General features: G+C 62.9%; 21 protein-coding genes. 6 read left to right on the forward strand and 15 right to left on the reverse strand.

Features of this window, described 5'->3' with window-relative positions; genetic code table 11:
- The first annotated feature begins 16 nt into the window (after positions 1 to 16).
- Both ispH and hpnH read left to right on the forward strand, forming a co-directional pair.
- A complete protein-coding gene (ispH, locus tag KUF59_RS29540) occupies positions 17 to 943 on the forward strand; it encodes a 4-hydroxy-3-methylbut-2-enyl diphosphate reductase (protein WP_212455711.1) in 927 nt (308 codons plus the stop codon).
- 35 nt (positions 944 to 978) lie between these two features.
- Positions 979 to 2127, forward strand: a complete 1149-nt coding sequence (gene hpnH, locus KUF59_RS29545; RefSeq protein WP_212455712.1) for an adenosyl-hopene transferase HpnH — start codon at positions 979 to 981, stop codon at positions 2125 to 2127.
- Positions 2128 to 2207: 80 nt separating this feature from the next.
- Here the strand turns inward: hpnH and KUF59_RS29550 are convergent, their stop codons facing one another.
- The 6 genes from KUF59_RS29550 to KUF59_RS29575 all read right to left on the reverse strand — a co-directional run bounded on the left by KUF59_RS29550 (position 2208) and on the right by KUF59_RS29575 (position 8376).
- Positions 2208 to 2942: a phosphorylase gene (locus KUF59_RS29550; protein ID WP_212455713.1), complete on the reverse strand. Its 735-nt coding sequence runs from the start codon at positions 2940 to 2942 to the stop codon at positions 2208 to 2210.
- Positions 2939 to 4897 (reverse strand): squalene--hopene cyclase, encoded by a 1959-nt coding sequence (gene shc / locus KUF59_RS29555; protein ID WP_212455714.1) that lies wholly within the window; start codon positions 4895 to 4897, stop codon positions 2939 to 2941. Before shc ends, KUF59_RS29550 begins: the two co-directional genes overlap by 4 nt.
- A 71-nt stretch (positions 4898 to 4968) precedes the next feature.
- Positions 4969 to 6219, reverse strand: a complete 1251-nt coding sequence (gene hpnE, locus KUF59_RS29560) for a hydroxysqualene dehydroxylase HpnE (RefSeq protein ID WP_212455715.1) — start codon at positions 6217 to 6219, stop codon at positions 4969 to 4971.
- Complete coding sequence (hpnD, locus tag KUF59_RS29565; protein WP_212455716.1) at positions 6219 to 7058, reverse strand: presqualene diphosphate synthase HpnD; 840 nt, start codon at positions 7056 to 7058, stop codon at positions 6219 to 6221. Before hpnD ends, hpnE begins: the two co-directional genes overlap by 1 nt.
- Positions 7048 to 7932 (reverse strand): squalene synthase HpnC, encoded by an 885-nt coding sequence (gene hpnC, locus KUF59_RS29570; protein WP_212455717.1) that lies wholly within the window; start codon positions 7930 to 7932, stop codon positions 7048 to 7050. Before hpnC ends, hpnD begins: the two co-directional genes overlap by 11 nt.
- Positions 7933 to 8145: 213 nt before the next feature.
- Positions 8146 to 8376, reverse strand: coding sequence for a hypothetical protein (locus tag KUF59_RS29575; protein ID WP_212455718.1), 231 nt, complete (start codon positions 8374 to 8376; stop codon positions 8146 to 8148).
- Between the two features lies 1 nt (position 8377).
- Here KUF59_RS29575 and KUF59_RS29580 point away from each other — a divergent pair, with 1 nt between their 5' ends.
- From KUF59_RS29580 to KUF59_RS29590, 3 genes are all read left to right on the forward strand, one after another.
- A complete protein-coding gene (locus KUF59_RS29580) occupies positions 8378 to 8758 on the forward strand; it encodes a hypothetical protein (protein ID WP_212455719.1) in 381 nt (126 codons plus the stop codon).
- Positions 8759 to 8823: 65 nt separating this feature from the next.
- Positions 8824 to 9315, forward strand: coding sequence for a hypothetical protein (locus KUF59_RS29585; RefSeq protein WP_212455720.1), 492 nt, complete (start codon positions 8824 to 8826; stop codon positions 9313 to 9315).
- Positions 9316 to 9391: 76 nt separating this feature from the next.
- Positions 9392 to 10225, forward strand: a complete 834-nt coding sequence (locus tag KUF59_RS29590; protein WP_212455721.1) for a hypothetical protein — start codon at positions 9392 to 9394, stop codon at positions 10223 to 10225.
- Between the two features lie 24 nt (positions 10226 to 10249).
- Here the strand turns inward: KUF59_RS29590 and KUF59_RS29595 are convergent, their stop codons facing one another.
- From KUF59_RS29595 to KUF59_RS29610, 4 genes are all read right to left on the reverse strand, one after another.
- Entirely contained in the window at positions 10250 to 12616 is a 2367-nt protein-coding gene (locus tag KUF59_RS29595) for an efflux RND transporter permease subunit (RefSeq protein WP_212455722.1), read from the reverse strand.
- A 224-nt stretch (positions 12617 to 12840) separates the two neighbouring features.
- Positions 12841 to 13617 (reverse strand): ethanolamine ammonia-lyase subunit EutC, encoded by a 777-nt coding sequence (gene eutC, locus KUF59_RS29600; RefSeq protein WP_212455723.1) that lies wholly within the window; start codon positions 13615 to 13617, stop codon positions 12841 to 12843.
- Positions 13618 to 13623: 6 nt separating this feature from the next.
- The gene (locus tag KUF59_RS29605; RefSeq protein ID WP_212455724.1) at positions 13624 to 15210 is read right to left on the reverse strand and encodes a B12-binding domain-containing radical SAM protein; all 1587 of its coding nucleotides are present in this window, start codon (positions 15208 to 15210) and stop codon (positions 13624 to 13626) included.
- Positions 15211 to 15384: 174 nt separating this feature from the next.
- On the reverse strand, positions 15385 to 16773 hold the full coding sequence (locus KUF59_RS29610) for an ethanolamine ammonia-lyase subunit EutB (protein WP_212455725.1): 1389 nt from the start codon (positions 16771 to 16773) through the stop codon (positions 15385 to 15387).
- Between the two features lie 306 nt (positions 16774 to 17079).
- On the opposite strand from KUF59_RS29610, the gene KUF59_RS29615 reads away from it, so the two are divergent.
- On the forward strand, positions 17080 to 18819 hold the full coding sequence (locus KUF59_RS29615; RefSeq protein ID WP_258767276.1) for a methyl-accepting chemotaxis protein: 1740 nt from the start codon (positions 17080 to 17082) through the stop codon (positions 18817 to 18819).
- Between the two features lie 698 nt (positions 18820 to 19517).
- On the opposite strand, the gene KUF59_RS29620 is transcribed toward KUF59_RS29615, so the two are convergent.
- The 5 genes from KUF59_RS29620 to KUF59_RS29640 all read right to left on the reverse strand — a co-directional run bounded on the left by KUF59_RS29620 (position 19518) and on the right by KUF59_RS29640 (position 25485).
- Complete coding sequence (locus KUF59_RS29620; RefSeq protein ID WP_212455727.1) at positions 19518 to 19967, reverse strand: MaoC/PaaZ C-terminal domain-containing protein; 450 nt, start codon at positions 19965 to 19967, stop codon at positions 19518 to 19520.
- Positions 19968 to 20350: 383 nt separating this feature from the next.
- On the reverse strand, positions 20351 to 22117 hold the full coding sequence (locus KUF59_RS29625; RefSeq protein WP_249139989.1) for an adenylate/guanylate cyclase domain-containing protein: 1767 nt from the start codon (positions 22115 to 22117) through the stop codon (positions 20351 to 20353).
- Positions 22118 to 22339: 222 nt separating this feature from the next.
- A complete protein-coding gene (locus KUF59_RS29630; RefSeq protein WP_258767277.1) occupies positions 22340 to 23311 on the reverse strand; it encodes an ABC transporter substrate-binding protein in 972 nt (323 codons plus the stop codon).
- 277 nt (positions 23312 to 23588) lie between these two features.
- The gene (locus KUF59_RS29635) at positions 23589 to 24257 is read right to left on the reverse strand and encodes a GDSL-type esterase/lipase family protein (protein WP_212455729.1); all 669 of its coding nucleotides are present in this window, start codon (positions 24255 to 24257) and stop codon (positions 23589 to 23591) included.
- Positions 24258 to 24462: 205 nt separating this feature from the next.
- On the reverse strand, positions 24463 to 25485 hold the full coding sequence (locus KUF59_RS29640) for an ABC transporter substrate-binding protein (RefSeq protein ID WP_212455730.1): 1023 nt from the start codon (positions 25483 to 25485) through the stop codon (positions 24463 to 24465).
- Positions 25486 to 25520 lie beyond the last annotated feature (35 nt).

Here is a 25520-nt window from a genome sequence, read left to right on the forward strand (position 1 = left end):
GCGTGATGGGCGTCCAATGGAAGTTTATCTAGCGCAGCCGCGCGGCTTTTGCGCCGGCGTGGTGCGTGCGATCGAGATCGTGGAACGGGCGCTGGAGAAGTACGGCCCGCCGGTCTACGTGCGCCACGAGATCGTGCACAACAAATACGTCGTCGAGAGCCTGAAGAACAAGGGCGCGATCTTCGTCGAGGACCTGTCCGAAGTGCCGCCGATGGCCGTGACCGTGTTCAGCGCCCATGGCGTGGCGCGCAGCGTCGAGGAAGAGGCCGCCGCGCGCAACCTGCCCGTACTGAATGCCACCTGCCCCCTGGTCACGAAAGTTCACAATCAGGGGAAGCGCTACATGTCGAAAGGCCGCGTCCTGATCCTGATCGGGCATGCCGGCCACCCCGAGGTCGAGGGCACCATGGGCCAGGTACCGGGCCCGGTGCTGCTGGTGCAGAACGTCGAGGACGTCAAGGCGTTAACGCTCCCGGAGGACGCCCCGGCGGCTTACATTACCCAGACCACGCTGTCCGTCGACGACACCAAGGACATTATTGCGGCCCTGAAGGCCCGTTTTACAGATATTCAAGGCCCGGACATCCGGGATATCTGCTATGCGACACAGAACCGCCAATCTGCGGTAAGGGATTTGAGCAAGCTGGTCGATCTGATTTTGGTGGTGGGCGCCGCCAATAGTTCGAATTCGAACCGGCTCCGCGAAATCGGCACTGAGGCCGGCGTCGCGAGCTATCTGATCGCCGATGGCAGCAAGCTCAATCCGGAGTGGTTGAAAGGCGTCAAGACCGTCGGCATCACGGCCGGCGCCTCGGCGCCTGAAGTTCTCGTGGATGACGTGATTGAGGCCCTGCGACGGATCGGACCGGTCACGGTCTCGGTGCTCCCGGGCCGCGAGGAGAACATCGAATTCCGGCTTCCGGCAGAACTCGCCGCAAGCTGACCTACCTGAATTCCAAGCCCAGAAAGAAACGTGTAATGGCTATACCCTTCTTCAAGGAAATGCGTATTGGCGGCTATTTGCTCAAGCAGAAACTGCTTGGCCGCAAACGCTATCCGCTCGTGTTGATGCTGGAGCCGCTGTTTCGCTGCAATCTCGCTTGCGTCGGCTGCGGCAAGATCGACTATCCGGACGCGATCCTCAACCGCCGGATGACGGCGCAGGAGTGTTGGGACGCCGCCGACGAGTGCGGCGCGCCGATGGTCGCCATCCCCGGCGGCGAACCGCTGATTCACAAGGAGATCGGCGAGATCGTGCGCGGCCTCGTCGAACGCAAGAAGTTCGTCTCGCTCTGCACCAACGCGCTGCTGCTCGAGAAGAAGCTCGACCTGTTCGAGCCCTCGCCCTACCTGTTCTTCTCGGTGCATCTCGACGGCTTGAAGGACCACCACGACAAGGCCGTGTCGCAGAAGGGCGTGTTCGACCGCGCCGTCTCCGCGATCAAGGCCGCGAAGGCGCGTGGCTTCACCGTCAACGTCAACGCGACGATCTTCGACGGCCATCCGGCCGAAGAGATCGCAAAATTCCTCGACCTCACCGTCGAACTCGGCGTCGGCGTGTCGATGTCACCGGGCTACGCCTATGAGCGTGCGCCGGACCAGGAGCACTTCCTCAACCGCACCAAGACCAAAAAACTGTTCCGCGACGTCTTTGCGCTCGGCAAGGGCAAGAAGTGGAATTTCATGCATTCCGGCCTGTTCCTGGACTTCCTCGCCGGCAACCAGGAATACGAGTGCACGCCCTGGGGCATGCCCGCCCGCAACATTTTTGGCTGGCAGAAGCCCTGCTATCTGCTCGGTGAAGGCTATGCAAAAACCTTCAAGGAGCTGATGGACACCACCGACTGGGATTCCTACGGCACCGGCAAGTACGAGAAGTGCGCCGACTGTATGGCCCATTGCGGCTACGAGCCGACGGCTGCGACCGCGGCGCTGACCAACCCGCTGAAGGCGGCGTGGGTGTCGCTCCGTGGCGTCAAGACCTCTGGCCCGATGGCGCCAGAGATCGACCTCACCAAGCAGCGCCCGGCGCAGTACATCTTCTCGGAGCAGGTGCAGAAGAAGCTCTCCGAGATCCGCCGCGACGAGGCCGAGGCTGCGCAACAGAAGGCCTCGACCGCCGCCTGACGCTTTCAGGCACGCTCAAAAAGCAAAGGCCCGATCGCCTGGCGATCGGGCCTTTTTGTTGTCCAGCGTGCTCGAAAATCTCAAGCCGTCTCGGGGATCAGCCCTTCGTCGCCGACGAGATAGTCGCGGCAGCCGCGCAAGCTACGCAGCGCGCGGTTGAAATCGATGCCGGTCGAGACCAAAGCGCTCAGCGTGGTCGGATTGCGCGCGACGCCGCGCAGGACGGTTGCGACGTCGATCTTGCCGTTGGGCTTGATCGCGGCACGCGCCAGTGCCGGCAGCGCACGGTGGGCGGGATCGCTGATCACACGGATGGCGGCAAAGGGCAGCCCCGCCTCGGCCGCGTAGGCCGCCGCGATGTGGCTTTCCATGTCGACGGCCGCGGCCCCCGTCTCCGAGTGGAGCGCCGCCTTGCAGGAGCGGCGCATGACCACTTCCTCGGCGCCGGCAAGGCTGCCGCGGACGACGCGGCGGCGGCCGGAGGTGAGCTTGTCGATGAGGTCGTCGCCGAGCGCCAGACCAGCGGCCCAGCGGGCGTCGCCTGCCAGGACTTCGGTGGCGACCACGACGTCGCCCGAGCGCAGGCTGGGATCGAGCCCCCCGGCGACGCCAAAGGAGATCACGCCCCGAACGGTCTCGGGGTCCACCACGGTCAGGAGCGAGCGCAATTGCGTCGGGCTGCTGGACGAGCAGATGACGGCCATTCCGGGCCCCGCCGCGATGCGGGCCTCCTGAACCAGGCCGGTCACAATGAGTATCGGCCGCAGGTCGATTTCATTACCTGCGGTAAAATAGTCCCCCGTCCCCAAAGTCACATTCCGACCCCTACCACCCTGCTGTTGGTGTTCCTCAAGTTCCGGTACCGCGCCAGCGCCCACAGCGGAAAGAACTTCGGGTAACCATGATAGCGTAGATAAAACACGCGGGGGAAGCCTGTAGCGGTATAGCGCTGCTCGTCCCACAGCCCTTTTTGGTTCTGTGTTGCAATCAGGTACTCCACCCCACGGGCGACCGAGGGATGATCCACCTCGCCCGCCGCCATCAGGGCAAGCAAAGCCCATGCCGTTTGCGAGGCCGTCGAGGGCGCGGCCTCCCAGCCCTTGTAATCCAGCCGGTAGCTGACGGCGTCCTCGCCCCAGCCGCCGTCCTTGTTCTGAATCGAGACCAGCCAGTCGGCCGCCTTCCGAATCATCGGATCCTTGTGGTCGACCCCGGCCATGTTCAGCGAGCACAGCACCGACCAGGTGCCGTAGACGAAATTCATGCCCCAGCGGCCGTACCAGGAGCCCTCCGGGTGCTGGGTCTTGCGCAGATAGGCGATCCCGGCCGCGACAGCCTTGTTGTTCGCCTGGGTCTGGCCGAGCTGGGCCAGCATCGAGACGCAGCGCGCGGTGACGTCCTCGGTCGGCGGGTCGAGCAGCGCACCGTGGTCCGAGAACGGGATGTTGTTCAAATAATATTCGAGGTTGTTCACGTCGAAGGCAGCCCAGCCGCCGTCGTCGCTCTGCATGCCCTCGATCCACTCGCGGCCGCGGTCGATCGCAGCGTCGTAGCCGGCCGTGCCGTGCTCCCGGCGCATGCGGTCCATCGACATGACAACCACGGCGGTGTCGTCGAGATCGGGATAATGGGCGTTGTTGTACTGGAAGGCCCAGCCGCCCGGGCGCGTCTCGGGCCGCTTCGCTGCCCAGTCGCCCTTCACGTCGAGCACCTGCTTCGGGATCAGCCAGTCGAGGCCCTGCTTGGTGGCCGCCACGGCTTGCGGGCCGCCTGCCTCGAGCAGCGCGTGGGCGGTCAGCGTCGTATCCCACACCGGCGAGACGCAGGGCTGGCAATAGGCTTCCTCGTCCTTGATCACGAGCAGCTTGTCGATGCCCCGGCGCGTGATCGCGCGCGGCGGGAAATTCTCGTCCTTGCCGAGCGCGTCGTACATCATGACGATGTTGGCCATCGGCGGATAGATCGCGCCCATGCCGTCCTCGCCGTTCAGCCGCTCCTCGGTGAAGGCGAGCGCAGCGTCGATCGCGCGCTTGCGCAGGCTCTTCGGAAACAACGGCTCGACGGCGCGCAGGATCTTGTCGAGCGCGCGGAACAGCACGAACCAGCCCATGCTCTGGTGCGGCGCCTTGGCGGTCATGCCGATCGAGCGCGGATCCTGCAGGAACAGTTCGTCGATGCCGACGCCCTTCGGATTACGCGCGAGCGGCTTCAGCGCCGCCAGCACCATCAGCGGCACGATGGTGGTACGCGCCCAGTAGGAAATCTTGTTGAGATGGAACGGCGACCAGAACGGCAGCAGCATGATCTCGATCGGCAGCACCGGCACGGCCCGCCAGGTCACGACGCCGTACATCGCGAGCGTGAAGCGCGTGAAGACGTTGCTGTTGATCGCGCCGCCACGGGAGCGGATCGCTTCGCGCGCCCGCACCATATGCGGCGCGTCGACGGAGTCGCCGATCATCTTGAGCGCGAAATAGGCCTTCACGCTCGCGCTCATGTCGAAGGCGCCGTCATGCACCAGCGGCCAGCCGCCATGGGCGCCCTGCACGCGCCGCAGATAGTTGCCGATCTTGGCCTCGAGTGCGGCATCGACCGGCTCGGCGAGATGATGCCGCAGCAGGATGTATTCGGCAGGAATCGTGCAGTCGGCCTCGAGCTCGAACACCCAATGGCCGTCGGGCTGCTGGAAGCCGAGCAACCCTTGCGTTGCCGACGCAATGCTCGATTCCAAGACTTCGCGGTTGCTCGCGCTCTTGTTGACCGAATGCATCTGGTTCGTTCTCTCTGATCTCTTTCCGAATTGAAAACCGGCGATCTGTGCCGGGACGATTGGCCCGCTTTCTAGCGCAGGCCGAGCACCAGATCGGCGGCGCGATCGCCGGACCGGACCGATCCCTCAATGGTTGCAGGCAATCCCGTATCAGTCCAGTCGCCGGCAAGGAACAGGTTTTTGTGCGCCGTGACCGGTCCGGGACGCATGCCATTCTGCTCGGGCGTTGCGGCGAAAGTGGCACGGCGCTCACGCACGATCTGCCACGCCGGCAATTCGCCGGAAACGCCGCCGGCCGCGCAGACGTCACGCCAGATCGCCTGCGCAAGCTCCTCGCGCGGCATATCGACGAGACGGTCGCCATTGCTGATCGTGACGGACAGGCGGTTCGGGAAGGCGAACAACCATTCCACGAGCCCGCCGACCACACCCAGGATCGGGGCCGCGCCCGGCGGCGGATCAAAGCGGAAATGCGCATTCACGATTGCGCGGAACTTGGTCGGCGTCTTCACGCCCGGCAGCAGCGTTGATGCAGCGCGCGGCGGCACCGCCATCACGACTACATCGTCCGGTCCGAGCTGGATCACGTCCTCGCCGCCGAAATTCAGCGCACTGATGCGGCCATTGGACGCTACGAATTCGTGCAGCTCGTGGCCGAGCTGAACCGAATGGCCCCGCTCCTGCAGGAATTTCACCGCGGGCTCGATCAGCACTGCGCTCAAGCCGTCGCGTGCGATCAGCGGACGGCAAGCCTGCCCGCCCGCAAGCAGCGTCTCGCGGACGATGGCACCCGCAAGGCCCGCCGACCCCTCGGGCGGATCGACATTGAGGGCTGCAAGCAGGAGCGGCTGCACGAGCCGCTGGTAGAGCGTGCCCTCGCACGGGATCGACTTGCCGACGAGCGTGTCGGGCGATGCCCAGACCAGCGGCGCCAGCTTGAGATAATCCATCAGGCCAGTGTCGGGAACGCGCCGGCTCTCGTCGAACACCCAGCTCGGCAGCCGGCCGTCGCCGAGATCGAGCTGCCAGCGCTGCCCGGTGGCAAGGTCGACGAAGGGAAACTGCGCACTCTTCGGCCCGACCAGCCCGGCCTCAGTGCCGATCGAGCGGGCATAAGCGATCGCATGGCGATTGCCCGACAACAGCAGATGATTGCCGTTGTCGATGGTGAGATTGGTTGCGCCGTCGAAATAGGAACGGCAGCGGCCGCCGGCCTGCTGGGTCGCCTCGTGCACGGCGACTTTCCAGCCGCCATTGGCAAGCCGCACAGCGGCGGAGAGGCCGGAAATTCCGGCGCCGATGATGTGAACTGTCTTTTGCATCAGAGGAAAGCGTAACGGAGAAGGATGGCGATGCGTGTGACCTTCGACACACGCACCGGCGCGCGCGGCGCTGCGAAGCCACGCGCGATCAGAAGGTCCAGAATCGCGTGGTAGTATTTCGACATGATCCGCGGCGCGCGCACGGCGCGGCGCTTGTTGCGGTTCATGATCTCGTCCGACTTCTCGAAATGCGCTTTGGCGCGCTGTGCGATCGGCACGCACACCTTCGGCAGCGCCCGCTCTGCGATCACGCGATTCGGGTCGTTGGAGGTGATGCCGGCATGCAGCAGCGCCTCGCGCGGCAAATAGAGCCGGCCGAGCGTTGCGTCCTCGTCGATGTCGCGCAGAATGTTGGTGAGCTGGAGCGCGCGGCCGAGATGGTGCGCGAGCAGGATGCCGTCCTCTTCGGGCAGGCCGAACACCCGCACCGACAGGCGCCCCACCGCGCTTGCGACGCGATCGCAGTAGAGATCGAGCGTCGTCATGTCGGGCGCGCGGATGTCCTGCGGCACGTCCATCTCCATGCCGTCGACGATGGCGAGGAAATCCTCGCGCTTCAGCCCGAACGTCTTCACGGAGGCGACGTAGTCCTGCAGCCGCGCCGGCGGATGACCCTGGTAGAGTGCATCGATGTCGTCACGCCATTGCTGAAGCGCGGCCAACCGCTCGTCGCGCGGACCGTCGGAATCGGCGATGTCGTCGACCTGCCGGCAGAAGCTGTAGATCTGGAACATGGCCTCGCGCTGGTCGCGCGGCAGGATGCGCATCGCGGCGTAGAACGAGCTGCCGGATGCGGTCGTGCCGTAATTGGCGCCGGGCGAGGTCGCCTCAAGCGTCATGTGCGGGCCCCGGATTGGAGACGGGCCGGCGCCCGATCGCGCGGCGGCCGATTTCGCCGATGATACCGGCGAGGCTGAAAGTGAGGAGCTCGAGCTTGTTGAGATGCACGCGCTCGCGCAGGGGATCGCGCACCTTCAACAGGCGCACGATGCGGTCGGCATAGGCCTGGATCACCGAGATATCGACGCCGAGACGGAAATCCCTGACCTCGGCACACAGCGACCGGCTCTCGTTGAGCAGCAGCTCGTTGCGCGCGGCGAGCGCCTGGAGACATCCGAGCATGGCGGGCGGCGACTGGTCGAGCCCGAGCTGCTCGACCGACGCGCCGCTCGCGGCGAGCGCATCGCGCGGCAGGTAGACGCGGTTGAGCGCGCGGAAATCCTTGCCGCAATCCTGCAGGTGATTGTTGATCTGCAAGCCGGCGCAGAGCGCATCGGACGCCGCCCAGGTGGAGGTGCTCTCGTTGTGGACGTCGAGCATAAAGCGGCCGACCGGCATCGCCGAGTAGCGGCAATAATGGATGACCTCGTCCCAGGTCTCGTAGCGCAGCTTGGTCACGTCCATCCGGAAGGCAACGAGCACGTCGAGCGCATGGCGCGGCGGCATGCCGCGCTCGGCCAGCGCACGGCGCAGGATCACCGCCTCGGCCTGCGTGTCGCCATTGCCGAGGAGCTCGCGCTCGAACAGATCGAGGAAAGCGAGCTTCTCGTCGGGCTTCAGCGTGGCGTGATCGGCGATATCGTCGGCCGTGCGGACGAAATTGTAGAACGCCAGAATGAGGGCGCGATGACGGGGATGAATGATCCAGGACGCGACGGGAAAATTCTCGTCGCGGTCACCCTTTCCGGATCTCAATTCGTTCGCAGAGGTCATCGAGGATTGGTTAACAATCGTCTGGCTGGACAAGGCTTTTTCAGGCTTTGCGCGGGTTCACGCCGGGCGGAACCGTCGCGGCCCCCATATAGGGGAATGCGACCGTAAAACCAATCCTGTCTCTCGATACCCTGCCCTGCGGGCGATATTTTGCCCTGCGGGGTTTGGGCCCGCAGGGGCGGCGCAAGGGGCTTTTTCGGGCGCCCGGTGGGCTTATTGGCCGTTGGCTTTCAGAACCTGATCGCAAGCCGCCGAGATCTTCGAGCGGTTCTCCTTCAGGCAGGCCAGAATGGTGAAATCGCCCTGATCGATAACGGGACGGCAGAATTTCTGCACGTCGCGGGTGCAGGCCTTTTGCTCTTCAGGGGTGCCGCGCTGCTGGGCGACGGCCGCCGTCGAAAGCGATGCCGACACCAGGGTGAGAGCGAGGAGAAATTTACGCATAGTGATCCTTCATTCTGACGGCAGAATCGTTCCAATCCCGGACAGCACAGGGCGGACGACCGGAATAGATTGTTCTGATGGCTTTGCCACGGAAAGCGCAGCAGCGGAGACAGCAGAAGCGCTGGCAAATGCGGCCAAATTGGCACCTCACCCGCAAATCATGCTTCACGCCTCTCTCATTGGCAAATGTAACAGTTTGATACTACGGGATTATTTCGGAGCCCCGCGTTTTACTTTTGACCTGTTGCAGACATGCATCGCCACTCCTTACATGCACGGCGCAGAGCGCGACGAAAAAGCGCGCAAACCTGACGGGAAATGGCTGGTCGCGCTTGCGGTCGGTCATCAGGCTTTGAACCTGACCCGGTATGGGGAACACTAAACCTTCGATGCGGCGAGACGTTCTTATTTTGAGAGGACGTCACTTCTGAAAACGGGATATTCGACATGACATTCTTTGGACGACAGGCAATCACGGCGGCCGGCATTGGCGCAGCGCTGCTCCTTTCGGTCTCGGCGAGCCAGGCTCAGTCGTCCGGACCGTTTGCCGGCTTTGATGGCAACTGGACCGGCACCGGCACGGTGTCGCTGTCCGACGGCACCACCGAGCGCATCCGCTGCAAAGCGGACTACAAGGTCGCCGCCAGCGGTCTCGGCCTGAAGCAGGCGCTTCACTGCGCCAGCGACAGCTACAAATTCGACCTCACCAGCGACGTGACGAGCCAGGGCGACCGGATCTCCGGCAACTGGAGCGAGGCCAGCCGCAACATCTTCGGCAACCTGCAGGGCACGGCCGGCGGCGGGCAGATCGACGTGTTCGTTGAGGCCAACGGATTCGCCGCCAACTTGTCGCTGCGCACCAACGGCACCAAGCAGACGGTGCAGATCAGCTCCAAGGGCGAAATTCGCGGCGTGAACATCACGATGACGAAGGGCTGACGCCCTTCACGCGTAGCAGGGAATACGGCCCCCGGTTCTCGCGAGCCGGGGGCTTTTTGCTGACATTGTTCCGGACATGGACCCAATTCGCAGACATCTGCTCAAGGCCGCCGGGCTCTTCGTAGCCAGTCGCGCCTTTGCCAATGACCAGCAGGGAATGAGCATGCAGCCTTCATCGGTAAGACCGCGTCACGTGCTGTGCTTCCTCGGCAAGAACGATGCCCTGCTGCATCCGCCGAAAGCCGTCGAGAAGACGATTGCGGATTTCGGTTTCGAGATCGACCGCACCTATTCGCAAGGAAAGCCCGATCCACACATGGCGCAATCGTTCGGCGTCTGCTGGGACCGTGTCTTCCCGAAGGCCTGGTCGGCCACGGACGAGGCCGCCGTGATCAACCACAAAGCGGTGCTCTACGTGTTGAGCCCGCGGATGGATCGGGACAAGGTGGTCGCCTATTCGGCTGCGGCACTGCGGATCGTGGAGGAGATGATCGAGGCGGGCGCCACCGCCGTGAAAGGCGAAAGCGCCGGCGTTGCCCACGGCCTCGAGCGATGGCGCAGTCTCGGCGATCAGGCACGCAAGGGCGCCCAGACCAGTCAGGGCCTTGGCATGACACTCGCCGTCGCCAAGGCGTGTCGTCTTGCTTTCGCCAAACGCCCGCTCGCCGGCGATCGCTATTACGAGACCGTCGGCTATCATTTCGTCGGCTTGCCGGAGGTCTATGTCGCGAAATCGCGCGGCAACGAATGGTCCGCGGTGATGCTCATGGAGGAGATTGCCAACGCCATGGCCGAGCACGGCATTGACGCGACCTTACGTGATCGCAAGCTCACGCTGTCGCGTGAGCAGGACTACGCCGAGAACGACTTCAAGTTCAATCCGTACGGGATCGTCCGCATCGAGGCGTGAGCGCGAGCCGCTCACGCCCGCGGCTCAGATCGCGGGCTTTCCGGCTCCGTGAATCTTCTCATGCAGATTGATCAGCCACATCGCCGTCGGCCGCAGGATGAAGAGGTCGGCGACCAGCGCCGCCACCATCGAGAAGGCCCCTAACCAGCCGAACAGCCGCAGTGACGGCAGGTCCGAGAACACGGTCACGACGAGGCCGCAGGCCAGCACCACCGTGGTCAGGATCAGCGCTGGCCCGACCAGCACGGTCGCGCGCTCCACCGCGAGTGCTGACGAGACGCCGGGCTTGCCCTCCAGCCGCAAGCGGTTGAGGAAGTGGATGGTCGCGCTCAGGCCCAGGCCAAACGAGACGGTCAGCGCCACGACGCTGGCAAATTGCAGGCCCTCCCCGAGCGCCCACAGCACCGTGCCCGCGAGCACCACCGGGAAGATGCCGGGCAGGATACAGGCAAGCATCACGACCCAGGAGCGGAAGGCGAGACCAATGAAGATCGCGACCAGCGCGAACTCGACCGTGAGGCCGCGGTTCAGCTTCTCGATCATGTTCGCCGAGTTGCGTGCGGCAATGGCGGCAAGGCCGGTCACCGCGACCTCGTAGCCGGGATGCTTCTTGCGGATGGCGTCGAGCTCGGCATCGAGCTTGTCGACGATCGGCAGCAACTGGCTGGAATCCTTGTCCGGAACGCGGCCGGCAACCACGACGGCATCCTGCTCGGCGTCGATGAAACGCCGCACCAGATGCTCGGGGATCACGTTCACATATTCCTTGAGCGTCGCGACGTCCGAGCTGCCCGCCTTTTCCGCGAGCCAGCGGCGCAACGTCTCGATCGACCAGACGTTGCCGACACCGGCCGCCTTCTCGACGGTCGAGTGGACGTCCGCAATCGTCTGGAGCGTCTCCGGCGAATAGAGCGTTTCATTCTTGGGTAACACGATCAGGACGTTGACCGGGTTGGCGCCTGTCAGCTTGGCGTCGAGCCGGTTGCTGGCGGCGACCGCCTGACGCTTGTCCGGCACCTGGTCGGCGAGGCGGTAGCGCGGCTCCAGATTGGCGTAGATCACGCCAAGACCGCCGACGAACAGCAGCGCGATCAGGCTGAACAGGCCCGGACGGCCGACCATCCGCACCGCGATGAAGTAGCAGAAATTGCGCAGCGCCTGCACGCCGGCATCCGCGCTCTGGAACTTGACGGCAAAGAGCTTCTCGTTGCGCACGAACAGCACGCCGAACACCGGCACCAGCGACAGCACCGCGATCAGCGCGATGATGGTCGCAGCCAATCCCGCCTCGCCGAACTTCCGGATCAGGTCGGAGTCGGAGAATTGCAGCGCGATGAAGGAAATGCCGGCGGTGCCGTGCGTGAGCACGCAGGCGGGGCCGACCACCAGCACCGCGTTCTTGAACGCGGTGTATTTGTCCTGTCCTGCGATCAGCCGGTCGCGCGCCGCAAAGGTGAGCTGCATCGAGTCCGAGAAGCTGATGACCATGATGAGCGGGGTCATCACGTTCAGGAACATGTTGAGATTGAAATTGGCCCAGCCGAGCGCGCCCAGCGCCAGCAGGATCGCAATCATCGGCGGGAACGCCGCCACCACCATGAAGGAGATTTTTCGGAAGAAGATGATGGCAATGATACAACCGGCGAGAATGCCGAGAATGTTGTAGGTCAGGCCGTCACGCTCGACCGCATTGCGGATTTCGAGCTGCATGACAGGCACGCCGGAGAGCTGCACGCTGAGCCCGGTGTCGCCGAGATCCTCCTTCATCAGCTTGCGGATTTCGCCGACGGTGACGCCGAGCTTGCTGGAGGCGACCACCGCGGGATCCAGCGAGAGCACGATCAGTGCCAGCGTTCCGTCCTCGGAGAGGAGCTTGCCGCGGATAATCTCGTTGCTTTTGACGACCTCGATGAACTTGTCGTAGTCGGCTCCCTGCGGCAGCTCGGCCGGGAACAGCGCGGCCGGCAGCTTGCCGGGCGCAGGCGCCTGGCGCGCGGAAAACAGCGAGACCAGACCGCGCGTACCCTCGACGAGTTGCATGTCGGTGATGAAGTCGCGCAGCTTCTCGAGATTGTCGCGCGCCAGCAAGGTCTTGCCTTCGACCACGACGAGGACGTCGAACTCCTCCGCCGGGAATTTCTTCGTCACCTCTTCGTACTGGCGAAATTCCTTGGTGTTGGAACGGAAGAGCTGCGACAGCGAGTCGTCGATCTTGATGCGCTCGATGCCGAAGACGGCGCCGACGATCAGCGCGATCAGCACCACGCAGGCGATCACCGGCGCCTGGACGGCGATCAGCCCGAGGCGTTCCAGCCCGAAGGCGATGGAGGACGTCGGCCCCTGCTCGACCTTCTCGACATGAACCTCACTCTCGCTGTGCTTTTCGAGCATGCCTTTTCCAGTTCCTAAATCGGCTCAATTGGTGAGCTTGATGCGCCCCGCGATCGGGCTTGAAAACGCCATACAGATGGGGGGCTTGCCCTTTGAAAATACGCGGGAAATCGCGGCACGGGGTTTAGCAGGTCCGTACCCGGACAAGCAAGCGCGCGGGAGGGGGCCAAACTGACAAAGATGTGTCGAATTCGGCCCCAATGGCCGGCTCCGCATCATTCGGATCAAACTGCGCCAATTCGGCGCGGGGAGCGGTCGGCGCTCTCGTCCTTGAGCGCCACGCCCGTGACCTGCCGTGCCAGTCCCTCGCGGACCAGCCAGGCGATCTTGAAGGCGGCCTCGTCATGGCTGAGCCCGGCCTGGTGGACATTCGAGACGCAGTTGCGCTCGGCATCGGTACGGCCTGGCTTTGGGGCAAAGGTCAGATAGGCCCCGAGGCTGTCCGGCGCCGACAGGCCCGGCCGCTCACCGATGAGCATCACGACCATTTCAGCACCGAGGATGGCGCCGATTTCGTCGCCAAGCGCGACCCGCGCGCTTGATGCGACAACGATCTGGCCGATCGCGACAGCATCGTCTTCAGCGAGGTGCGCCAACAGGCTCGTCAGGACTGCGACCGCGTGAGCATGCACGGCTGTCGGAGAGAGGCCGTCGCCGATCACGACCGCGAGCCGGCCCGGTGTCGTCGCCACAGTCGCGAGATGTTCGACCGATGCGTCATCGAGCTGTCGCCCGAGATCAGGACGCCGCAGATAGTCCTTGCGGTTCGGGGCCCTGCTCCTCACCGAAACTGCCGCGAGGCCCAGGGCGCCGAGCGCGGCAATCAGCATCTCCGCATCAAATGCCGCATGCACGGCATCGCGGGCGCGCGCATGCGCCAGCGTGAAATCGAGCAACGGTCTTGTGGGAAGGCTGGCGCCGCTCCGCCCCAGCGCCACCCGAGCCGGCGTCAGCGTCCGCAGATCGAGGGTCGAGCGGCCTGGTGCGACCGGGCTAGACATGACGCATCATTCGGCGGGCATGGAAGCTTCGCGCAGCCTGAGCGAATAGTTCGAGGCGTTCTGCTCGCCGCTGGATGCCGCGCGGGCGAATGTGATCAGGTGGTGTGCGATCATGGTGCAGCCGATCAGGCCTTCCATGTCGCCGCGCCTGATGCGCCCCAGCGCGAATTTCCAGAACACGCGCTTGTAATCGCCGAGCACGCCGACCTTCCAGAAGATGTTGCGCAGCATGGTCAGGCCGCGCTTGATGTTGGGCCAGGTCTTCATCTCGTCGGGCACCGGCACCTTCAGGCGGTTGGCGTAGGTGTAGTCGCACTGATGCTGGTAGCGCGCATAGACCTTCTCGGGTTCGTAGGCGATCTCCATGCAATGCTTCCAGGACGCGACGACCTCGTCATAGGGCAGCAGGAAGTCGACGTTGGAATCGCGGCCCTCATCGTTGACCAGCCGGCCCTCGCGCTCGAGCCGATCCCACAGCGGCGTCTTCGGCAGCGCCTGGAGCAGATTGATCGTGAGCAGCGGAATCCGGGATTCCTCGACGAAGGCGAGCAACGCGTCCGAGGTGTTCGGCTTGTCGGTGTCGAGCCCCATGATGATGCCGGACACGACCTCCATGCCGTAGGAGTTGATGGTGCGCACGCCTTCCAGGATCGGGACCATCATGTTGTGGTCCTTCTGCATCGCCTTCAGCGCGTCGGGATCGGGCGTCTCGATGCCGCAGAAGATGGTGATGAAATAGGCCTCACGCATCTTCTCCAGGATTTCCGGGCGCTTTGCGATGTTGAGTGTCGCCTCGCAGGCGAGCCGCATCACATAGCCGGTCTTCTTCTGCCATTCGATCAAATGCGGTAGCAGATCCATCGCCGCCTTGCGGTTGCCGATGAAATTGTCGTCGACGAAATAGACCGTGTCGGTCATGCCGCATTCGCGCAGGCGATTGAGCTCGGCGATGATCTGCTCCGGCGACTTGATGCGCGGGTTGCGACCGTAGAGGCCGGGGATGTCGCAGAACTCGCACTGATAGGGACAGCCGCTGGAATACTGGATGCTGCCGAGGAAGTATTTCTTGACCTCGGCGAGCTCGTAGGCCGGGATCGGAAACTCCGTCATCGCCACGCGATCCCTGGTCGTCAAAACGACCTGCTGCTCGGGGCGCGAGGTATCGCGGGACAGACGCTCGATCAGTTCGTTGGTGGCATCGCCGAGCTCCCCGACGTGAAGATAGTCGAAGGCCGGATAATAGTCGGGGCATGCGCTGACCGAGGGGCCACCGAGGGCCACGGGAAGATCGTAGTCATGGGCGCGATGGCAGATATCGTTCATCTGCTGGCGCTGGATGTGCATTCCGCTGACGAAGACGGCGTCCGCCCACTCGAACTCTTCCTGGGTGGCGCGGCGCAGGTTCTCGTCGACGAATTTGACCTGCCAATCCCGCGGCAAATAGGCCGCGATAAGCAAAAGCCCCTGCGGCGGCATGAAGGCCTTGACGCCGGCGGTCAGCGGATAGGCGTGCTCGAATGTGCCGAAGGACGACGTGTAGCGTGGGAAGACACACAGGATATGACGGACCGTTCCGTTGTTCTCAGCTCGCATCGAACATCCTCATCGACGCCCTGCAACCCCGCAGGTCAGACACACAGCGTAACGCTGGGCCCGAAATTCCTCAATATTGTGGCATGGGCTTAATTCATCAGACGCGCCAACGGTTTCGACGGTTCAGGATGAAAAGCGAAGTTTGAGCAAATTCCGGGCCGGATTTTTGCACGATCAACCCTCTGCGATGAGGCGGGAGGCAAAATCGGGTAGCAGCCCCGCGTCAGCAGCCAGCCGGAAATCGGCACCCGCAATGCCCGTCGACGCCAGCCAGTCGTCGAATTCCGGCGCGCGGGCCGCACCGAAGACGTCGCGGACATAGAGCGCGTCGTGGAAGGAGGTCGACTGGTAGTTCAGCATGACGTCGTCGGCGCCCGGCACCCCCATGATGAAGGTGACGCCGGCGGCCGCCAGCAGCGTCAGGAGATTGTCCATGTCGTCCTGATCCGCTTCGGCATGGTTGGTGTAGCAGATGTCGACCCCGAGCGGCAGGCCGAGCAGCTTGCCGCAAAAATGGTCCTCCAGCCCCGCGCGGATGATCTCCTTGCCGTCATAGAGATACTCCGGGCCGATGAAGCCGACCACGCTGTTGACGAGCAACGGATGATGCGCGCGGGCAACCGCATAGGCGCGCGCCTCGCACGTTTGCTGGTCGACGCCGTGATGGGCGCTGGCCGACAAGGCAGAGCCCTGCCCGGTCTCAAAATACATGACGTTCTGCCCGACCGTGCCGCGCCTCTGCGACAGTCCGGCCTGCCGCGCCTCCTTCAGCAGGGATAGATCGATGCCAAAGCTGCGGTTGGCCGCTTCCGTGCCGGCAACCGACTGGAAGACCAGATCGACCGGCACGCCCTGCCCGATCAGTGCCAGCGTCGTCGTCACATGGGTCAGCACGCAGCCCTGGGTCGGGATCTTGAGCCGTGCGATGATCTCGTCCAGCAGGCGCAGCAATTGCGCAATCGTTGCGGGATCGTCGCTGGCCGGATTGATGCCGATGCAGGCATCGCCCGAGCCCAGCAAGATGCCGTCGAGGATCGAGGCTGTGATGCCCTTGGCATCGTCGAAGGGATGATTCGGCTGCAGGCGCGTGCTCATCCGCCCCTTCAGGCCGATGGTGTTGCGGAAAGAGGTGATCACCTCGCATTTCCGCGCCGCCAGGATCAGATCCTGGTTGCGCATCAGTTTTGACACCGCCGCCGCCATCTCCGGCGTGATGCCGCGCGCCAGTCGCTTGAGGCCCTCGGTGGTCGCGGCGTCCGACAGCAGCCAGTCGCGAAAGCCGCCGACCGTCATGGAGGCAACCGGAGCGAAGGCACTGATGTCGTGCGTGTCGATGACGAGCCGGGTGACCTCGTCGGCTTCATAGGGGATGACGGCTTCCGTCAGGAACTTTGCGAGCGGGACGTCGGCGAGCGCCATCCTGGCGGCGATCATCTGCTCGGCGCTGTCGGCGGCGATCCCGGCCAGCCGGTCGCCCGAGCGCGGCGGGGTCGCCTTGGCGAGCAGGCCGCGCAGATCGGGGAATGTGTAGGTCGTGGCGTCGATGGTGTGGCGGTAGACCAAGAGCCCCTCCGGGATCGGTCGGCCAACGGCCGACTCCAGTGCAGTCTAGCCTGAAGGAGACACGCGTTTGACGGTCATGACGCATGCCAATGTCGGCGGCATGACACGCAACGCCCTTGTGCCGCGGCGGCGAAAATCGATCGGGCGCTCAAACGCCTGATATCGTTTACGTTTCGTACGACCAAAGGCCGACACGGAAACCCGCCCTGTTAACGCCGCGTCCATCTTCGTTCTGCATAGTTTTGCATCAATTTTACTCGACCGCGCTCAGCGGTCGCACACAAAGGCCATTCGGCCCCGAGAACCATGAAAACTGACCGATCTGGGAATGCCGCCGGCCTGGCGGGACGCTTTACGCTCGCCACCAGGCTCTATTCGATCTTCGCGCTGTTCGCGCTGCTCACCGCGGCGATCGCGGCGCTGTCCGACTACAACAGCCGCCGCAGCGCCGAGCTGACGACCGCAATCGAGACGGCGAACGCGGCCGCGCTGAACGTCGAGCGCGTCAATTCGCTGGTCTACGCGGTCGTGATGGAATCGCGCGGCGTCTACATGTCGACCGAGCCGGCGGTGGTGAAGAAATACGGCGACGGCCTGCTCAAGTTCAACGGCCAGATCCTCGATGTCGTCAAGCGCTGGGAGACCATCGTCAAGGCCGACGATTCCGAGCAGTTTTCGACCTTCAAGAAGCGCATCGAGCAGTTCGTCGACTTCCGCAAGGAGCTGGTGCGCCGCGCCAACGAGATCGGCCCGGCGGCGGGGCGCGAATGGGGCGACAACGACGCCAATCGCGGCGTGCGCTCGGCGCTGAACAAGGATCTCGAGGCGCTGTCGAAGGTCTATGCCGAGCGCGCCAAGCTGATCTCGCAGGAGACGGAGACCAGCCGCCAATTGTCCCTGGTGCTGACCTGCCTCGGCGGTCTGGCGCTGGCGCTCGTCGTCGTCGGCATCGTCATCATCGCGCGCTCGATCGCACGTCCGCTCTCCGCGATCACCGCGACCATCAAGCAGGTCGCCGACGGCGCCGAGAATGTCGAAGTGCCGCATACGGGGCGCGCCGACGAGATCGGCGCGCTGGCGCGCGCGATCCAGATCTTCAGGGACGCGATGGACCGCAACCGCAACCTCGCCTCGCAGGTGTCGCAGGAATCGTCCTCCCGCGAGCAGCGCGCCCGCCATGTCGAAGCCTCCGTGGAGCAGTTCCGCGAGGCCATCGGCGCGATCATGCGCGGCCTCACCGACAACGCCTCCGTCATGCGCGAGACCGCACAGACCATCACCCGCGTCACGGCGGATGCCAACAACCGCGCAGGAACGGCGGCGAGCGCGACCGAGCAGGCCTCGCACAACGTCACGGCGGTCGCAGGCGCCGCCGAGGAGCTGTCGGCCTCCGTCGAGGAGATCGGCCGCCAGGTCCGCCAATCCGCGAATGCCGTCGAGCAGACCGGCCAGCGCACGGAAAAGTCGATCACCGAAATCGAGAGCCTGGCCGCCGCAACCCAGCGCATCGACGGCGTGCTCAATCTGATCCAGGCGATCGCCGAGCAGACCAATTTGCTGGCGCTCAATGCCACCATCGAGGCGGCCCGCGCGGGCGACGCCGGACGCGGCTTCGCCGTGGTCGCCCATGAGGTCAAGGCGCTCGCGGGACAGACCGCGAAGGCGACCGCCGAGATCAGCGACAATGTCAGCATGATCCAGACCTCGACCCGCAACGCGGTGGAGGCGGTGCGCGAGATCGGCGGCGCGGTGCGCGAGATCAACGACGTCACCACGGCCATCGCCGGCGCCATCGGACAGCAGGATTCGGCGACCCGCGAGATCTCCGCCAACGCGCAATCGGCCGCGCAGGGCAACGAGACGCTGGTCGCCAACATCACCTCGCTGCGCGACGCCATCGGCGAGACCGACACCGCGGCCTCCTCCGTGCTGACGGCCGCGAGCAGCCTGACGGCCACGGCCGAAACGCTGTCGCAGGAGGTGGAGACGTTCTTCCGGAACCTGCGATCGGATGCGACCGATCGGACGATCGCCAAGGCAAGCTAGAAGGCAAGCTAAGAGGCAAGCTAAAGCCTGGCGACATCGGGTTCGGCCTCGGCCTTCCGAGGCCGGCCGGCAAAAGCATCGAAACAACCCCATGCACAGTAGCCGGCGGCAGCCGGCGCGGAGATTGCGGATTTTACGAAATCCTCTTGACGCGTCGGGCAAATCGGGGGTATATTGCCATCATAGCCGCATATGGGCTTGAGCCGTTGCGCCCCCATTTGAGCCGCGCCCGACCAAGCGCGATTGCGCCTTCGTCCACCGGCCTTGGTGAGTTCAGCTTACATCATCGCCAGAAGGATCAGCCCTACCACCAGCACGACAAAACCCGTCGCCACCGCGGCGGCGAATGAACGCTCCACGTTATCCATCGAATGCCACCCCTGATGGGCGGGCCACGTTTCCCCCATGGCTCGCCCGAACGCACCTAAAGTTGTAGATCGTTGTGGCCTAATTGGTTCGCACCAATGGCCAGATTGGGACAACACCGGGGTCCGTTCTCGGCCTGCGCGGACCGCGCCGGTTCGCCGTGCTCGGCGAGCGGCTTGCCGAGGTGACCGCGAGCCAATCAGCCAGTGAAGGCATGCCTTGTCCGCTCTGCCCCTGTGAGCGGACCTGGCCAGTTCGCCCCGGCAAGTCGGCGACGGGCCAACAGCAGACCTTTGGCCACCATTGCCCTGCAAATTTCCCGTCACCGACTATTAAAGGCGAGTGGCCAAGAGCACGGTGCTTTCAATAGATAGCACCACGCGCTTTCGGTCATTGATCAGTTCTATGAGTTGCTTGACGATGCCCCGTCCCGGCTTGCTCGACAAGCGCTTCTCGAGAATTGTGATGCGTTCGTGCAACCGGTCACCTGAACGAACGGGCTCCGGAAACTTGACGTGCCAGTCAAAGCCTCCCAAGAAAGCCCACGTTCGATCCGGCTGGTTCACTATTTCATGGGACAGCCGGTACATCAGACTGATTGTGTAGCCACCACTGGCGATCAATCCGCCAAATGGCGATTTGGCGGCTGCTTCTGGATTGACGTGAAATGGCCACGGGTCGTTGGTGCGACTATAGGCCAGCATTTCCTCATGATCGACGGCGTATTCAGACGATGTCCAACTATCTCCGACTTCCAAGTCGTCGAAGTAGATCAAATCCATGGATGAACTCCACGCTTTGCCTCCCCGGGGCGAAGGTGGGAAAGCCGCACGGCCCGGAGCGGCACATTGTCGTGAAGAATCTGTTGGAGCGCAATCACACAGGCACTCTAGCGGCTCGCCGAGCAGGGCGGTGCTCTCGATGCTGCCAAATCGACATGCAAGTCAGCTGTGGGTCACAATGAAGGACTCAGCCTGAGCAGATTTAGTCCGCTCCAACCCACTAAGCTGACGCAAATGACGGCTGTCGCTACTTCGCTGATGGGCCAGAACCTGACCCGCCGAGTAGTACCAGTCAGGGCGCGGGGCGGACGTTTCGGAGCAACGTTTACTCCCCCGCGGCAGAAAGCCGTTGCCTCAAAAGGCTCACCGGCCGTTACATCATATCACCGCAAGTTGGTTACGCCCGCACGACGCAAGCCGTCTGCGAGGTGCTCCCGATGCTTCATGTCAAGGTAGGGGGTCGTAACGTCGAAGTGCTGCTGCGGGTCCGCCGGCCGGGAGACGAAATCATGCACCAACGGCCGCGCTTCCTCCACCCGTCCAAGCTGGCCAAGGCTTGCGAGAAAGACCCGGAGCCCGGGGTAAAAACGGCGCGCGCCCATCCCAAGCTGACAATAATGGACCGCCTCCTCGTAGTTCTCCTGGTGATAATGAACCGTAGCGATGGTGCCCAGAAAGGCACCGGCTTGAGGATCGTTCGGGTTCAGACGGAGGCAGCGCAGCAGAACGTCCAGAGCTTCTCTGAAGTGTCCGATATAGACCCGAACCAGGCCAAGGACGAAGAACCCGAGCGCGAAATTCGGGTTGAGGTCGATCGAACGCTGCGCCTCCCCAAGCGCCTGCGCGTGCATTCGCTTGACTAAACTCGTCCAGCACAACGCGTAGTGGCAGTAAGGATCGCGGTCATCGATCGTAACCGAGCGCGCCGCAGCCGCATGAGCTTCAGACGCGTCGCTCGCGAGATCGCTGGTCCAGCCGTGCCAAACCCGGGCGTTCAACGAGCGTGCAAGCGCCATGTGTGCCTGGGCGAAAGTCGGATCAAGGCTGATCGCCCGCCGCAACAGAGTAATGGCCTCGTCCTGGTTCTCGGGAGTGATTTGTGAAAAATGCCACATCGCACGCATGCAGCAGTCGAACGCATCCAAATTGCCGACGCTCTTGCGAAAGGCTCGTCTGCCTTCCATCAGCAGCATCTCGGGCTCGATCGCGGCGACCACGCTCTGCGTTATCTCGTCCTGGATGGCGAAGATGTCGGCCATGTCGCGGTCGAACCGCTCGGCCCACAGGTGATTTCCGGTTTCTGCTTCGATCAGCTGACTTGTGATCCGCACGCGTTGTCCGGCCCGTCTTACGCTCCCTTCGAGGATGTATCGCACGCCGAGTTCGCGAGCGACCTGCTTCACATCGACGGCGCGCCCCTTGTAGACGAAGGTCGAATTCCGCGCGATGACGAAGAACCATCGGTGATGGGACAGGGCGGTAGTGATGTCCTCCGTGATGCCGTCCGCAAAATACTCCTGCTCGGGATCTCCGCTCATGTTCGAGAAGGGAAGCACCGCAATCGAAGGCTTGTCTGGTAGTGCCAGGTCGCCACCCAAAACGCCTGCGGCCACCGGATGCTCCGGCCGCCAATCCACGGAGTAGACTGAAACCGGACGAGTGATGTTCTTGAGCGATCGTTGTCCGATCGAAACAAGGGGAAAGTTCAATTTGCCTTCGATCTGGTCACGGACCGCACCCGAGATGCAAATTCCGCCGGGGTCTGCGACGCCTTGCAGCCGCGCAGCAACATTTACTCCATCGCCGAGCAGGTTGTCGCTGTCTACCATGACATCGCCAAGATTGACGCCGATCCGGAATTCCATTCTCCGGTCGTTGGGAAGATCGGCATTTCGGCGATCGAGCGCGCGCTGGATCGCAACTGCGGCGCGCACGGCCTGCACTGCGCTGCTGAATTCCGCAATCACGCTGTCTCCGGCGTATCCAAAAATACGCCCCACATGTTCAGATATCAGATCCGATATGGTACGACGGTATGTGTCCAGGGTTCGCAGGGTCGCTTCCTCATCCGCACCCATCAAGCGGCTGTATCCGGCAACATCCGCCGCCAGAATTGCCGCAAGCCGCCGTTCCGCGCGATTGTCGGTCAAGAACGGTCCTCCCGAGATCGGTAGATCCGCCTGACATATCAAAGCATAGGGCGTTGCTCTTGGGCTAGAGCCAATGTCGGCTTGGGGTCACGAGCGTCGCCCTCTGCACCACTCGGCTTTCGTCGACTTCCGCTATGCCCCGTTCGCGACCGAGGTCTTGTGGCGGTGCAATATGTCGCGAAGGGCCATGAACGGACTCATGCACCGCCGCAAACGGCGTCTCTATTCGATCAGCTCGTCGGCCCGAGCGAGCAACGACGGCGGCACGGTGAGGCCGAGCGCTTTGGCAGTCTTCATGTTGATCACGAGCTCGAATTTGGTCGGCTGCTCTACCGGCAGATCGGAAGGCTTGGTGCCTTTGAGAATCTTATCGACGTAGCCGACTGCACGGCGGAACAGATCGAATAGGTCCGGGCCGTAGACGATCAATCCGCCTTCATTGGCGGATTGCCGGAAAAGATAAGTCGCGGGCAGATGGTGCTTCGCCGCGAGTGCGACAACTCGCGGAGCCTGCTGAAAGGTCAAAGGATCGCCAATATCAACTATGGCGTCGGCGTGCTGGGCGGCGGCAGAGGCAAAGGCAGCGTCGAGTTCCTCGGCCGTGCGCGCCTCAACTATCGGCAGAGCCACGCCTAGCTTCAGGGCTGTGCGGGGTATCTCCTCGGCCAATTCCAGCCTGTGGATCGGGTTGTCCGGATTGACTAAGAGCGCAATTTTCGAGGCGCCAGGAACGAGTTCTCGGAGGATTTCTATACGTTTCCCGATGAAGCCCCCAGGTGCGATGGCCGCAAAACCGGTTATGTTGCCACCTGGACGCGATAGGCTTTGCACGAGGCCAATCCCCACGGGATCGGCCACAGCCACGAATAGGATCGGAATACTGGCAGTTGCCGATTTCAAGGCTAAGGCTGCCTGCGGGCTGCTGCAAACGATCAGATCGGGCTTGAGGGCGACGAGTTCGGCCGCGAGAGCCGGTAGGCGCTCCGCATGGCCTTCGAAATATCGATTGTCGATGATCAGGTTTTTGCCCTCGATCCAGCCGTGATCACGCAGGCCCTCCTGCAACACTTTGGTGATTGCCAGGTTTTGGGAGTTGCCAAGGGCGCCGACCCGGCGAGGCATCCCCTCCGCCTGCGAACGCCGTCGCGAAATGAGCAGGGCCGCAATAGCGACTATGAACTCCCGCCGCTTCATTCGGTGCTCTCATCACAGCTTGAGGCGACGGGGTGCAGACTATCAGGTCTCAATGGTCGTCGCACTCAGCGCGCGAATGCTGCGTCGCAAAGCTGCGCGATGGCCCATGCCCGCTTGGGGTCAAGGTGCGAAGAACTCGGCCTGAGCAAGACTAGTCCGCTGCCACCCACGAAGCGGACCTTAATGAGACGGTTCGCCACTTCGCTGATGGGCCATTACCGGAAATGGCTGTGCGCCATCCATCGCCTCGTTCGCGACGATGAGCGGGTTATCACCGCTACCGGACGGGATCAGCCTCTCTGTGACGCGCTCGTTCGATCAACGCCTCGACTTGCGGCAATATTCGCGTAACGGTCGCTTTGATTCCCGCCGGATTTGGATGGATGCCGTCCATCGTGAGCTGGTCATCGTCCACAAACGCATCGTCGAATGCTGGCTCAAAAAGCACATTGTACTCGCTGGCAAGACCAGAGAACATCGCGGCAAAAGCCTTCCTCTGTACGTCATCAAGGATGGAAGGATGGGTGTGGGGCCGCGCTCCGCAAAGAAGCACGGGAATATGCCGGGATCTCAGTTTTTGTAGAATTGCCGCGAGCGCGGTGCGAGTGACATCTGGCTCGTATCCCCTGCGCATGTCATTCCCACCGAGTTCTAAAATTACCGCGTCAGTATCGTCGGTGATCGATCGGTCCAATCTAGCAAGGCCCTTTGCAGCCGTGTCGCCACCCACGCCAGCATTGATTACAGCAACCAATTGACCTTTGGCTCTCAATGCAAATTCAAGCTGGTCCGTGAAACGATAGCCAGCAGGGATAGCGCTCCCGGCAGTGAGAGAATCTCCGAGCACGACGATCTTGATTACCCTATCATCGGCACGAACACCTAGAAACGGCAACCACGAGGACACAACCGCCCCGGCCAACGTGATGAACTCGCGTCGTCTCATTGCCAGCCTCTCGTCCAGACCACGAATTTTATCCCACAGCTAGGTGTGCCGAAAGGAGGTTAATGTCGCATTTGGGTCAATCGCGTCGGTTTGGCCGCGCGGCAACGACTTCCGCCCCACCCTGATAAGCGGACGTCTTCAGCCCTCGGTCGGAAGGTCTCAAGTGGGCCATCTGCGGAACATGCGCTGCAGCAGGGATGAAGCGCTATTCGATCACCTCGTCGGCGACAGTCAACAAGCTCACCGGAAATTCCAGCCCAAGCGATTTTGCCGTTGTTCGATTGAGCACCAGCTCGAATTTGGTTTGCAGGTAAAACGGGATGTCAGCCGGTTTTGCGCCTTTCATGACTTGATCTGTCATATCGGCAAGACGACGCATGGCGTCCCCAAGGTCACTGCCGTAGCTCAGCAGACCGCCGACATCGACGAATTCGCGATGAGGGTAGACTGCAGGCAGACGGTGTTTGGCGGCGAGATCAGCGATGAGTTGGCGGTTTGTAAGGTGCTCGCCGTGATGCGAAACCATGAGACCGTCAACGCGCTCTGCTTCCATTTCATAGAACACCCGCTCATACGCTGGTCGGTCGAGCCTCTCGCCGAGCAATGCAGCGGCAATCCGAATATCAACCCGGCCTGCGGCTTCCCGGAGTGGTGCGAGACCCTTTTCCCAAAACATCATCGCAGATGCAGGAAGGAGCAGCCGCACATTGCGTAGGTTTCGCGCTATCTCGCTAAGGAATTGCAGACGCTTGTCGTATACTCCCAATCCCGCATCAACACTCACTCCAGTGACATTTCCCTCCGGTCTGGCCAGGTTCGTCACAAGTCCGCCGGCGACCGGATCACCGCCGGCAAATAGTATTGGAATTGACGTGGTCAGGAGCTTCAACTGGCGTGCAAGCGGGCCGCCAAGCGAGATGATCAAATCAGGATGACTGGCAACGATTGTGCGAGCCAAGTCTCCAAAGTGTTCGGACTGACCGAGCGCAGAATACCGGTCCACGAGCAGGTTTTGCCCTTCGACATAGCCGAGCCTCTTCAACCCCCCAAAATAGGCCTTGAACGACAGGCGACCGTTGATCGTCATTCCCTCGGGCTTTTCTGCGGCATGGACAATCGCGATGCGCTTTATGCCCCGCGACCGAGCATCGGTCTGAGCGTAAACAGGCTCTGCGAAGCTCAGGGCCGCGGTGATCGCCGTACCCGCTATGAACTCCCGCCGTCGCATGTGCCCTCCAAGCATCACGCCGGGCGCGAACAATC

Source organism: Bradyrhizobium arachidis, from assembly GCF_024758505.1.
Classification (GTDB): domain Bacteria; phylum Pseudomonadota; class Alphaproteobacteria; order Rhizobiales; family Xanthobacteraceae; genus Bradyrhizobium; species Bradyrhizobium manausense_C.

Bases quoted from the DNA above. Each gene is read 5' to 3' on its own strand.
- KUF59_RS29640 (WP_212455730.1), bottom strand. From the start codon at position 25,485: ATGCGACGGCGGGAGTTCATAGCGGGTACGGCGATCACCGCGGCCCTG.
- KUF59_RS29635 (WP_212455729.1), bottom strand. From the start codon at position 24,257: ATGAGACGACGCGAGTTCATCACGTTGGCCGGGGCGGTTGTGTCCTCG.
- eutC (WP_212455723.1), bottom strand. From the start codon at position 13,617: ATGTCTAGCCCGGTCGCACCAGGCCGCTCGACCCTCGATCTGCGGACG.
- hpnE (WP_212455715.1), bottom strand. From the start codon at position 6,219: ATGCAAAAGACAGTTCACATCATCGGCGCCGGAATTTCCGGCCTCTCC.
- KUF59_RS29620 (WP_212455727.1), bottom strand. From the start codon at position 19,967: ATGGATTTGATCTACTTCGACGACTTGGAAGTCGGAGATAGTTGGACA.
- KUF59_RS29590 (WP_212455721.1), top strand. From the start codon at position 9,392: ATGGACCCAATTCGCAGACATCTGCTCAAGGCCGCCGGGCTCTTCGTA.
- shc (WP_212455714.1), bottom strand. From the start codon at position 4,897: ATGCATTCGGTCAACAAGAGCGCGAGCAACCGCGAAGTCTTGGAATCG.
- KUF59_RS29605 (WP_212455724.1), bottom strand. From the start codon at position 15,210: ATGCGAGCTGAGAACAACGGAACGGTCCGTCATATCCTGTGTGTCTTC.
- KUF59_RS29615 (WP_258767276.1), top strand. From the start codon at position 17,080: ATGAAAACTGACCGATCTGGGAATGCCGCCGGCCTGGCGGGACGCTTT.
- ispH (WP_212455711.1), top strand. From the start codon at position 17: ATGGAAGTTTATCTAGCGCAGCCGCGCGGCTTTTGCGCCGGCGTGGTG.
- KUF59_RS29595 (WP_212455722.1), bottom strand. From the start codon at position 12,616: ATGCTCGAAAAGCACAGCGAGAGTGAGGTTCATGTCGAGAAGGTCGAG.
- KUF59_RS29585 (WP_212455720.1), top strand. From the start codon at position 8,824: ATGACATTCTTTGGACGACAGGCAATCACGGCGGCCGGCATTGGCGCA.
- hpnD (WP_212455716.1), bottom strand. From the start codon at position 7,058: ATGACGCTTGAGGCGACCTCGCCCGGCGCCAATTACGGCACGACCGCA.
- KUF59_RS29630 (WP_258767277.1), bottom strand. From the start codon at position 23,311: ATGAAGCGGCGGGAGTTCATAGTCGCTATTGCGGCCCTGCTCATTTCG.
- hpnH (WP_212455712.1), top strand. From the start codon at position 979: ATGGCTATACCCTTCTTCAAGGAAATGCGTATTGGCGGCTATTTGCTC.
- KUF59_RS29575 (WP_212455718.1), bottom strand. From the start codon at position 8,376: ATGCGTAAATTTCTCCTCGCTCTCACCCTGGTGTCGGCATCGCTTTCG.
- hpnC (WP_212455717.1), bottom strand. From the start codon at position 7,932: ATGACCTCTGCGAACGAATTGAGATCCGGAAAGGGTGACCGCGACGAG.